The sequence below is a fragment of the Pseudomonas sp. 1L-B-1-E-C1 genome, assembly GCF_057291835.1.
This window is the reverse complement of the sequence record NZ_JBXAWN010000003.1, coordinates 202,778-213,555: the sequence shown is the minus strand read 5'-3', so window position 1 is coordinate 213,555 and position 10,778 is coordinate 202,778. Positions and strand designations below refer to the sequence as shown.

Annotated in this window: 11 protein-coding genes; 7 read left to right on the top strand and 4 right to left on the bottom strand. The window is 59.9% G+C overall.

What is annotated here, in order from left to right; genetic code table 11:
• Positions 1-11: 11 nt before the first annotated feature.
• From AC0Z4S_RS07250 to AC0Z4S_RS07240, 3 genes are read left to right on the top strand one after another with little or no spacing between them, the layout of a single operon-like run.
• Entirely contained in the window at positions 12-635 is a 624-nt protein-coding gene (locus AC0Z4S_RS07250) for an FMN-binding negative transcriptional regulator (protein ID WP_485622547.1), read from the top strand.
• A 10-nt stretch (positions 636-645) separates the two neighbouring features.
• Positions 646-1,092: a GNAT family N-acetyltransferase gene (locus AC0Z4S_RS07245; protein ID WP_485622546.1), complete on the top strand. Its 447-nt coding sequence runs from the start codon at positions 646-648 to the stop codon at positions 1,090-1,092.
• A 12-nt stretch (positions 1,093-1,104) separates the two neighbouring features.
• Positions 1,105-1,776, top strand: a complete 672-nt coding sequence (locus AC0Z4S_RS07240; RefSeq protein WP_485622545.1) for a GNAT family N-acetyltransferase — start codon at positions 1,105-1,107, stop codon at positions 1,774-1,776.
• A gap of 121 nt (positions 1,777-1,897) precedes the next feature.
• Here the strand turns inward: AC0Z4S_RS07240 and AC0Z4S_RS07235 are convergent, their stop codons facing one another.
• Positions 1,898-2,800 carry a homocysteine S-methyltransferase family protein gene (locus AC0Z4S_RS07235; RefSeq protein WP_485622544.1) on the bottom strand — a complete coding sequence of 301 codons (903 nt, stop codon included), beginning with the start codon at positions 2,798-2,800 and terminating at the stop codon, positions 1,898-1,900.
• 113 nt (positions 2,801-2,913) lie between these two features.
• On the opposite strand from AC0Z4S_RS07235, the gene AC0Z4S_RS07230 reads away from it, so the two are divergent.
• Together AC0Z4S_RS07230 and AC0Z4S_RS07225 are read left to right on the top strand one after the other, a co-directional pair.
• A complete protein-coding gene (locus AC0Z4S_RS07230; RefSeq protein ID WP_485622543.1) occupies positions 2,914-3,735 on the top strand; it encodes an ABC transporter substrate-binding protein in 822 nt (273 codons plus the stop codon).
• Positions 3,732-4,568, top strand: coding sequence for an amino acid ABC transporter permease (locus AC0Z4S_RS07225; RefSeq protein WP_471878945.1), 837 nt, complete (start codon positions 3,732-3,734; stop codon positions 4,566-4,568). Before AC0Z4S_RS07230 ends, AC0Z4S_RS07225 begins: the two co-directional genes overlap by 4 nt.
• 7 nt (positions 4,569-4,575) lie before the next feature.
• Here the strand turns inward: AC0Z4S_RS07225 and AC0Z4S_RS07220 are convergent, their stop codons facing one another.
• Positions 4,576-4,854, bottom strand: a complete 279-nt coding sequence (locus AC0Z4S_RS07220) for a helix-turn-helix domain-containing protein (protein WP_042608052.1) — start codon at positions 4,852-4,854, stop codon at positions 4,576-4,578.
• Positions 4,851-6,200, bottom strand: a complete 1,350-nt coding sequence (locus tag AC0Z4S_RS07215; protein WP_485622542.1) for a HipA domain-containing protein — start codon at positions 6,198-6,200, stop codon at positions 4,851-4,853. The genes AC0Z4S_RS07220 and AC0Z4S_RS07215 overlap by 4 nt, the downstream gene beginning before the upstream one ends.
• A 145-nt stretch (positions 6,201-6,345) precedes the next feature.
• Here AC0Z4S_RS07215 and AC0Z4S_RS07210 point away from each other — a divergent pair, with 145 nt between their 5' ends.
• Both AC0Z4S_RS07210 and AC0Z4S_RS07205 read left to right on the top strand, forming a co-directional pair.
• A complete protein-coding gene (locus tag AC0Z4S_RS07210) occupies positions 6,346-6,648 on the top strand; it encodes a hypothetical protein (RefSeq protein WP_485622541.1) in 303 nt (100 codons plus the stop codon).
• Positions 6,569-8,764, top strand: coding sequence for an autotransporter outer membrane beta-barrel domain-containing protein (locus AC0Z4S_RS07205; RefSeq protein WP_485622540.1), 2,196 nt, complete (start codon positions 6,569-6,571; stop codon positions 8,762-8,764). Before AC0Z4S_RS07210 ends, AC0Z4S_RS07205 begins: the two co-directional genes overlap by 80 nt.
• A gap of 200 nt (positions 8,765-8,964) precedes the next feature.
• Here AC0Z4S_RS07205 and oadA read toward each other — a convergent pair whose 3' ends face one another.
• Positions 8,965-10,773, bottom strand: a complete 1,809-nt coding sequence (gene oadA, locus AC0Z4S_RS07200; protein WP_253497334.1) for a sodium-extruding oxaloacetate decarboxylase subunit alpha — start codon at positions 10,771-10,773, stop codon at positions 8,965-8,967.
• Positions 10,774-10,778 lie beyond the last annotated feature (5 nt).

Genomic DNA, 10,778 nt, shown 5'->3' with positions numbered 1-10,778 from the left:
AAAATCTGTCCATGTACACACCACGCGCCTTTGCCATCGAAGACTTGTCCCAACTGCACGAACTGATCCTTGCCACACGCCTGGCCATTCTGGTCAGCCACGGTGAGAGCGGACTGCAAGCCAGCCACGTGCCGGTACTGCTGCATCGTGAACAGGGCGAATACGGCACGCTCTATGGGCATCTGGCCAAAGCCAATCCGCAGTGGAAGGACCTGCGTGACGGCGCCGAGGCCATGCTGATCTTCGCCGGCCCCGACGCCTACGTGAGTCCAAGCTTCTATCCGAGCAAAGCCGAACACGGCAAAGTCGTGCCGACCTGGAACTACATCGCCGTACACGCCTATGGCCATGCCGAAACGTTCAGCGATGGCGGGCGCCTGCTCGACATCGTCAGCACCCTGACCGACCGACACGAAGCGGGCCGCGCCCAGCCGTGGTCGGTCAACGATGCACCAGCCGATTACATCGACGGCATGCTCAAGGCCATTGTCGGTTTTGCCATTCCCATCGACCGCCTCGAAGGCAAACGCAAGCTCAGCCAGAACCGCAGCGCCGAAGACATTGCCGGCGTGCGCGAAGGCCTCGCCGCCAGCTCCGACGCCAACGATCAAACCCTCGCCAGCTTGATGCGCTAAGGAAACCCGCATGACCCAGATCGACATTCGCCCGGTCGGCGCCAATGACCACGCCGCCTGGCTGCCGCTGTGGCAGGCCTATCTGCGCTTCTACAACACCGAACTGCCGGACGCCGTCACCCAGAGCAGCTGGCAGCGCTTTCTCGATCCGAACGAACCGACCCACGCGGCCCTCGCCTGGGCCGATGGCAAAGCGTTGGGCATGGTGCATTACATCTATCATCGCTCGAACTGGAGCATTGAAAACTCCTGCTACCTGCAAGATCTGCTGGTCGTGCCCGAATCCCGGGGCACCGGCGTCGGCCGCCTGTTGATCGAACATGTCTACGCTACCGCCAAGGCCGATGGTTGCTGCAAAGTCCACTGGCTGACCCACGAAACCAACGCGACCGCGATCCAGCTCTACGAGCGCATCGCCGAACGCCCAGGCCTCATTCAGTTTCGCCAAGCCCTTTAAGGAGACGCGCACATGACCGCTTCACTCGCTGACTGGAAAGGCGTCCCCGCCCCCTCCACCACCCTGCTCGACGGCCGCTTCATTCGTCTGGAGAAACTCGACCCGGAGCGGCATGGCGAGCAACTTTACGCTGCCCTCGAAGGGCCGGGCGCCGATCCGAAACTCTGGGATTATCTGCCTTACGGGCCGTTTCGCGAGTGCAATGCGTTCAACGCCTGGCTGAACAATCATGCAGCCAACAGCGACCCGTATTTCTTCAGCGTCATCGACCGTGTGACTGGTCAGGTGCAAGGCATCCTCAGCCTGATGTCGATCGTCCCGGCGCAGGGCCGCATCGAAATCGGCCACGTCACGTTCGGCGCGCCGATGCAGCGCTCGCCGAAAAGCACCGAGGCGGTGTATCTGCTGGCCAAGTATTCGTTCGAGCTGGGTTATCGGCGGCTGGAATGGAAGTGCAACAACGGCAACGCCCGCTCCAAATATGCGGCCGAGCGCCTGGGCTTCAGTTTTGAAGGGGTGTTTCGCCAGCACATGGTGGTCAAAGGGCAGAACCGCGATACCGCGTGGTATTCGATTCTGGATTCGGAATGGCCGGCGATTGCTGCCGGGTTCGAGCGCTGGCTGAGCGATGAAAACCAGACTCCCGATGGCCAAGTGAAAGGTCTGGCCGAATGCCGTAGCTGAATTTCTCAAATACCCTGTGGGAGCGAGCCTGCTCGCGAAAGCGGTGTGTCAGTCACTGCAAATGTTGACTGACTGACCGCTTTCGCGAGCAGGCTCGCTCCCACAATTGGCGGGGTCAGGCTTATCGACGCAGTTTCTGCGCCAGCACCGCAATATGCTCCGGCCCGATCCCGCAGCAGCCGCCGAGATGGCTGGCGCCGCGCTGTTGCCAGTCCAGCGCCCAGTGCAGGTACCCCGGCGGATCGAGGTCATCACGCAGCGGGTCGAGCCCGTCGTTGGCCGTGGCTTCCTTCGGTTGCGGAGGAAACGCGTTGGCGTACGCGCCGATGTTGATGTTCACGCCGAGACGCTCGAACGCTGCGCGCGCCGCGTCGATGGCCGCGCCAATCACTTCAGGCTGGCTGCAGTTGAACAGCAACGTTTCGACGCCGAGCTCAGCCGCCACCGCCGCCGCTTCGGCAACGGGCTCACCGGAGCGCAGGCGCGGCACTTCATCGGTGTCTTCATCCTTGAGGGTGAATGACAGCCAGAACGGTTTGCCATCCTGCGGCAGCCCGGCGTGAATGGCCCGCGCCTCGACGATCGAGCTCTGGGTTTCCGCCAGCCATAGATCAACGTGCGGGGCCAGACCGTTGACCAACGGCGTCAGCAATTCGCTTACCCGATCGGCTTCAAACAGATCCGGACGGTACGAGCCAAACAACGGCGGCAACGAACCGGCCACCCGTACGGCTTTGCCCGAAGCCTGCACTGCACGCTGCGCCAACTCCCCCGCCAAGGCAGCCAAGGCCTGCCCCTCAGCGGCAAAGCGTGCCTCGCCAATGTGGAACGGCACCACCGCGTAGCTGTTGCTGGTGATCACATTGGCGCCACTGCTGATGTAAGCGGCATGCACCGCTTCAACCGCTTGCGGCGCTTCGCTCAGCGCCAGCGCCGACCACTCGGGCTGACGGAATGGCGCTCCGGCGCGTTGCAACTCACGGCCCATGCCGCCATCGAGAATGACCGTTCCTGCTGCGCCCATATGCTTTTCACTCATATGCTTATGAAAATAACTCACTATCAGAGTCGTTCTTATAACTATTTAATACGCACCACTCGGTTAATAACAACCTCTTTTTTCAACAGGGATCGACTGTGAAATTCCAACCGCTATTGGCCCTGGGCCTGACCATTCTGGCCGCCTCCACCCAAGCCTTCGGCGGCGCGACGCTGGACCGCGTCGAGGAGAAAAAAGAACTGGTCGGCGTGCTGATGGAAAGCTATCCGCCCTTCTCGTTTCTCAATGAGCAGAATCAACTCGACGGTTTCGATGTCGACGTTGCCAAAGCGGTGGCGGATAAACTCGGCGTCAGACTTCGTCTGGAAACCCCGTCCTGGGACGTCATCGCCGCCGGCCGCTGGAGCGGGCGCTACGACATCTGCATCTGCTCGATGACCCCGAGCAAGGCCCGCGCCGAAGTGTTCGACTTCCCGGTCGAGTACTACGCTTCGCCGGCGGTAATTGTGATCAACGCCAAGGATGAGCGCATTCAGAGCGCCAAGGATCTGAGCGGCAAGAAAGTCGGCCTGACTAGCGCTTCCAGCTATGAAAGCTACCTGAACAAGAACCTGATCATCGAAGGCGCCGAGGATACGCAGTTGCAGTATCCGTTCGAGGATGTGCAGATCGCTCCGTACGACACCGACAACGTCGCCTTCCAGGATCTGGGCCTGGGCGCCGGCGTGCGTCTGGATGCGATCCTCACCAATCTGGTCACCGCAAAACCGCGTTTGAACCAGGACCAGCGCTTCAAACTGGCCGGCGAACCGCTGTACTCGGAGCCCAATTCGGTGGCCATCGAGAAGGGTGATCCGCAGTGGGACGCCAAGGTGCGCGAGGTATTCGCGCAGCTGAAACAGGACGGCACCCTGAGCAAGCTGTCGCAGAAATGGATCGGCGCCGACATCAGCCAATGAGTTCTTTTCCAACCCCGCCACAGCCACCGCAACCGGTGGCTGAAACACGCCTGCAAAAGTTTTTCGGGTTCCGTACACGCCTGTGCCTGACGTGGGCGGCGCTGTTCTGCCTGTTTGCCGGATTCTTCCTAAGCTTCGACCTGAAGTTCGCGATCATCCTCGACAAACTGCCTAACCTGGTCGGCCTGAAGCTCGCGCCCAACGGCTTTCTGCAAGGCGCAGCGCTGACACTGTTCCTCTGCGCCTGCTCGATCATCGCCTCGTCGCTGCTCGGTTTCATTACCGCGCTGGCGCGCCTGTCGAACAGCGCCGTGGCGTTTGGCATCGCCAGTTTCTACACCTCGTTCTTTCGCGGCACGCCGTTGCTGATCCAGATCCTGCTGATCTACCTCGGCCTGCCGCAACTGGGCATCGTCCCCGGCGCCATCGTCGCCGGCATCATTGCCCTGTCGCTGAACTATGGCGCCTACCTGAGCGAAATCTTCCGCGCCGGCATTCTCGGTGTCGATCACGGCCAACGCGAAGCCTCCCTGGCGCTGGGCCTGCGCGAAAGCGTGATCTTCTGGCGCATCACCCTGCCCCAGGCCATGCGCACGATTATCCCGCCGACCACCAACCAGTTCATCTCGATGCTCAAGGACTCGTCGCTGATCTCGGTGATGGGCGTGTGGGAAGTGATGTTCCTCGCCCAATCCTATGGCCGCTCAAGCTATCGCTACATCGAAATGCTCACCACGGCGGCGATCATCTACTGGCTGATGTCGATCGGACTGGAGCTGATTCAGGCACGGATGGAGCGGCATTACGGCAAGGCGTATGTGCGGCGTGGCTGAAGCGTATTCAAACGGTGTCCCGGCGTATTCGCACAACGCCCATTTTCATGCCGAATGGGCGGAACACCGCGTTCAGCGACTTCAGGGTCTGATTGCCTTCGCCATGTTCGATATGCACCAGCGTGCGCACTGAAATCTTGCACATCTTCGCGAACTGGGACTGATGCAGACCGGTGACTTCGACCCGTAAACGGCGCACGGCGTCACCGATTTCCAGAGTGCCTTGGGTCAGTGATTGCTGAATGCTTTCGATGAGCGCCGTGCGCTCGAGGACGGTCAGACTCATTGCAGGTCCCACTCTTTCAAACGTTGCTCGAGGTTTTTCAGATGAACGCTCGGGTGATTCATGGTTCTGGCGGGCAAACCGCTGGCCGCAAGAATATCCGGCAGTGCGGCCAGACGGCGGGCATCCGCGCGCAGTCCTTCGAAGAGCACCGAGGCATCCAGCCCCGCCAACGGTTCGTCCGGATCTGTGCTATCGGCCAGTACGCGGCAGACACCTCGCCAATCTACGTCTCCCGCCCGCTCCAACTCTCTTGGCCATTTGGTCGTACGAGTCACGCCTTCGTCATCCATGACCATCGGGGCGAGGTCATAGATCGGCGCGAGTTGGAAAGCGTTCTCTTGCCGGATGATCGCCGTGTTACGACCGTGGTTATCTGAGTTTCCGAGGATTTTATTGATCAGGTCGCGACGCAGATAATCGGCGACGAGGCCGGGAATCTGGCTGGCCTGACCCGCTTTGCGCCAGAGCCCGGCGAGCATGCGGATCACTTCCAGATGATTCATGGCGCTCCCTGGCGTCGTCACTTCAGCCAGCGAATAAATCGATTCGACGGCGAAACGCGACACCGCCCCATCTTTCACTTGTCGATCAAAACGCCGCATCCACAAACTCGGTTTGGTCGCCTCTTCCAAGGCCAAGCCTTCTGCCGCGACCGTCTCGATGCCCAATGTCTGCAGCGCTTTGTAGTAATGGAATTCGCTGCGCAGGATGTCCTGGTCGGTCTGCCCGCCCCTGTTTCTGGCGAATTTCACGAACCAGTGCTGTCGCACTTCTTCATCGTCCAATACCGCATCGGGATACAGAAGCCCGGCGCTGTTCTCTGCCAGTAATAGCTTCGGAGCTTCACCACCTGCCCCCGTCGCGCCACCGATGGCCGCGCCCAGCTCGCAGGCATATTCAAGAAAGCGGTTGTCGCGGCTAATGACCTCCTCGCGCATGAATCCGATCGGCTTCCTCTCATCGACTGCTTCCGCCGATTCCTTTATTCGCATGTTGCCAATGGGAGCCGGTGTACTGCGGCCCAGCAGAAACAGATCGGCGCTGATCTCGGCGGGTCTTTCCTGACCCAGGCGGGCGAGCAGAAACCGCTTGGCTGCGCCTGCCGGTGCGATGTCGTGGACAAAGGCCGGCGTCTTCGCGCGCCGACCTTCCCAATCCAGCGGATACAGGGCACTCACGGCGTGGGAAAAAGGCGACCCGATCAACTCAATGTTTTCCACCAGATAGTCCGCTTCATAGCCAAAACTGCAGCGGCTTTCGAAGCCTTTTTCCGGATCATCGAAGTCAAGAATCATCGCATCGTGCCATTGCCCGGCGGTGAAGATCTGGAGCGTCAGGTTATACATATTGATTCCGTGTGCATTTTAATGCGTTTCAAGAAAGCGAAATCTTCGATAATTGCAATATAGTGCATTCCTGCAGCTAAACACGCTGTGAATCTGCAACAGAATGCACATCAGCCCTCGCTATTGACTTACCAAGTGCAAAATAATGCAGAAAGCATTTAACATCACGCCGATAAAAATGCCTTCTTCAATCGAAAGCTGTAGGAAAAAGAACAACTGGCGCCGCGCAAAAGAATTGTTTGCGAAAGCCAGTGAGGATTTTCCACAAAACGATCCGACGTCGCCTGCGTGGCTGGTGGAAGCAGCCGACATCGGTTTTTTTCGGGCAGCAATAGAGTTGGGTTTTCTCGATACGGAAATCGAACCTCATGCCCACTCAACACCTATTCGCACCAAAACACCTGGCTCTGGCTATTTCACTGGCGCTGGGTGGCGTAGCGCTGGCTAATGCCGAGCAATCCAGCGAAGCAATCGAGCAGCCTCAAAGCGTGGAAACGATAGAGCAGCTCGAAACCCGCCCCAAGCAACAGGCGTTGGAACGGCTCCAGGGTTTTCTCAACGCCGCAAGCACGGTTCCGATTACCTTCATTACACCGGAAACTGTATTCAAGGGTACTGACGTCAACGACTTGATTACCCTTAAAGACGGCGCGAGCTTCACTGGCCGACTGGATGGGGGCAAGGGCGACAATGTGCTGTTCCTGGATGCTGCGAACGGCGGCACGTTGAGCGACACACGCAACTTCAATGGATTATTCGTCGCCCAAGGAGACTGGACGCTGAGCCCCAAAGGTGATTTTCATGAAGGCGTTATGGTCAATAGTGGCGGAGCGCTGACCAACCTCGGCAGCATCAAGGGTGATGTGTATGTACAGAATGGCGGCAGTTTCGCCGGTAAAGGCACGGTGGCAAATCTTGAGGTGGGTGGGCTGCTCACCGTCAATGCAGCGCTTGGCGCTCCCCGAGTAAAAGGCAATTTGCATTTGGCGCCTGGTGCCGAACTGGCTTACGAGGTCACACCCACCGGTAGCCCTACAATCAAGGTTGATGGCACAGCCCAGCTTGACGGCGCCACCCTCAAGGTCGTCGCAGCTGCGGGTGAATTTCCGCAGAGCAGCCAGTACAAAATCATCGAAGCCCGTGAGGTGAAAGGCGAGTTTGGCAGGATCGAGAATGATCTGGCGTATATGACCGCCACAGCTCAATACAACAAGAAGTCGGTTGCACTGACTTACGCTCGCAATGACGTAGCGCTTGAAAGCCTTGCGCCTACCGAAAATGCAGGCGCGCTTGCAGGCAGTATCATCGAGCCAGAGCCCGAACCGATCTCAACACCCATAATGCCAACGCCTGCTCCCGTCTCAATGACAGCGGTGATCGCAGCTCCAGCGCCCGTCCCGACCTCAGTTGCGAACTTGATTGGAGACTCCGCATCGGTGGAATCATCGACACCCAACGAAATCATGACTGCACAAACCAGCGAAGCCGCCACACCGCCCGCGCCTGAGCTTGCAAAGCCCACCAACACAGCCGTCGCCGCACTGCTGACCAGCGATAAAACCACCGCGCCCATCGCGCTCGACCAACTCGCCGGCGGCAGCAATGCCAACTTGGCCAAAGCCACGCTGAGCAGCATCACCCCAGTGAGTGCAAGCATGCTCTCGGCGATGCGGCAACTCGACAACCGTTCCGGTTCGACTTTCGGTCCGCGCAGTTCACCTCGTCAGGCGGCAGGCAGTGAAGACTCCGGGCGGGTGTGGGTTCAGGCGCTGGGCCACGGCGGCAAGGTTGACCGCGACGCCGACGGCATCCTCCAACATGCCACGCAAGGGCTGGTCGTGGGCGCTGACTGGCGACTCGACGAGCAGTGGCATGTCGGCCTGCTCGGTGGCAAATCACAGACGAAACTCGATGCCCGCCAGTACGACGGCGATCTCGACAGTTGGCACTTGGGCGCCTACGCCGTGCGTCAGGATGGCCCACTGTCTTTGCGTCTCGGCGCCACCTACGCCAGCCATGACGGCAGCAGCACACGGCGGGTCGCGTTCAAGGGTTTCGGTGATCGTCTGAAAGGCAACTACGACGCCAATACTCAACAGGCCTTCGCCGAAGCCGGGTTCAATTTGGGCCGCGATAGCGTAACCCTCGAGCCCTACGCCAGCCTCGGCTATCAGCGCTATCAACGCGACAGCTACAACGAAAAAGGGGGCGACGCGGCGCTGAAAGTCTATGGGCAGACCCGCGACAACTTCAGCAGCACTCTTGGCCTGCGGGTTGCGCAGGTCAACACGCTGGATAACGGCATGCATTTGACCCCGCGATTGAGCGCAGGGTGGAAACATACCTTCGGCGAGATCGACAGCGACACCCGCCAGCAACTGCTCAAGGGCGGCAAGCGTTTCGAAGTGACCGGCGCGGCGCTGGATCGAAACAGTCTGTCAGTGGATGCGGGGCTGGATATTGGTCTGTCGGCGGCGCACACCCTGGGTGTGGGCTTGACGGGTGAGCTGGGCAATGACAGCCGGACGTATGGCGTAGCGGGTCAGTGGCGCATGGCGTTCTGACGGGCTGAACACCACTCCTGTGGGAGCGAGCCTGCTCGCGAAAGCGGTGGAACACTCGAAGATGATGTTGGCTGACTTGACGTATTCGCGAGCAGGCTCGCTCCCACATGTGGTCCCTGACAAGGTCGAAAAATCACAGGCAAAAAAAAGGGGAGCACCTGCTCCCCCGAGGTTTAAAGCATTGGATCGCGACTGTTATCTCAGCCTTCGATCTCGATGAGGATTTCGCCCGGGTTGACCCGGTCGCCCTTGGCCACGTGAATCGCGGTGACCTTGCCGGCAATGGCAGCCTGTACTTCGGTTTCCATTTTCATCGCTTCGGTGATCAGTACGGCCTGGCCCGCCTTGACGGTGTCGCCCTCCTTGACCAGCACATCGACGATGTTGCCCGGCATGGTGGTGCTGACATGGCCCGGTGCCGAGGCCTGTTTGCGTTTGCTGCTGCCGCCGCTGACAAATTCATTGAGCGGCTCGAACACCACTTCTTCCGGCATGCCGTCAATGGACAGATAGAAGTGGCGCTTGCCTTCGGCCTTGACGCCGACACCGGTGATGTCGACGCGGTAAGTCTCGCCGTGGACGTCGATGACGAACTCGGTCGGCACGCCTTCGCCACCCGCCGAGGCAACGGCACCCGCTTCCGGGATAGGCAGCAGCACTTCAGGGGTAAGGGTGCCGGCGGCGCGCTCTTCGAGGAACTTGCGGCCGATGTCCGGGAACATGGCGAAGGTCAGTACGTCTTCTTCGGACTTCGCCAGTGCGCCGATATCGGCACGCAGCTTGGTCATTTCCGGCTTGAGCAGATCGGCCGGACGTACGTCGATGACGTCCTCGCTGCCGATCGCCTGACGCCGCAGTTTTTCATTCACGACGCCCGGTGCCTTGCCGTAGCCGCCCTGCAGATAAAGCTTCACTTCGTTGGTGATGGTCTTGTAACGCTCGCCGGCCAGCACGTTGAAGAACGCCTGGGTGCCGACGATCTGCGAAGTCGGCGTCACCAGCGGCGGGAAGCCGAGGTCTTCGCGTACGCGCGGAATTTCTGCGAGCACTTCGCCCATGCGGTTCAGGGCGCCCTGCTCCTTCAACTGGTTGGCGAGGTTGGAGATCATCCCGCCCGGCACCTGGTTGACCTGCACACGGGTATCGACAGCGGTGAATTCGCTTTCGAACTGGTGGTACTTCTTGCGCACGGCATAGAAGTACAGGCCGATTTCCTGGAGCAGTTCGAGGTTCAGACCGGTGTCGTATTCGGTGCCTTTGAGCGCGGCGACCATCGACTCGGTGCCCGGGTGGCTGGTGCCCGAGGCGAAGCTGGAGATCGCGGTGTCGATATGATCGGCACCGTTTTCGATCGCCTTGAGCTGGCACATGGCGGCCAGGCCAGCGGTGTCGTGGGAGTGGATGAACACCGGCAGCGACTGTTCGGCTTTCAACGCGCGCACCAGCTCACCGGTGGCGTATGGAGTCAGCAGACCGGCCATGTCCTTGATCGCTACCGAGTCGCAGCCCATGGACTCCATTTGCTTGGCCTGGGTAACGAAGGCGTCGATGGTGTGCACCGGGCTGGTGGTGTAGGCGATGGTGCCTTGCGCATGTTTGCCGGCAGCCTTCACCGCTTCGATGGCGACGCGCAGGTTACGCACATCGTTCATTGCATCGAAGATGCGGAACACGTCAATACCGTTTACCGCGGCCTTGGCGACGAAGGCTTTGACCACGTCATCGCTGTAGTGGCGATAGCCGAGCAGGTTCTGCCCGCGCAGGAGCATTTGCAGACGTGTGTTAGGCAGCGCCGCACGCAGTTGGCGCAGGCGCTCCCACGGATCTTCCTTGAGGAAGCGCACGCAGGCGTCGAACGTCGCGCCGCCCCAGCATTCCAGCGACCAGTAGCCGACCTTGTCGAGCTTGTCGCAGATCGGCAGCATGTCTTCGGTGCGCATGCGGGTGGCGAGCAGCGATTGGTGAGCGTCGCGCAGGATGGTGTCGGTGACAAAGATCTTCTTGCTCATTCTTG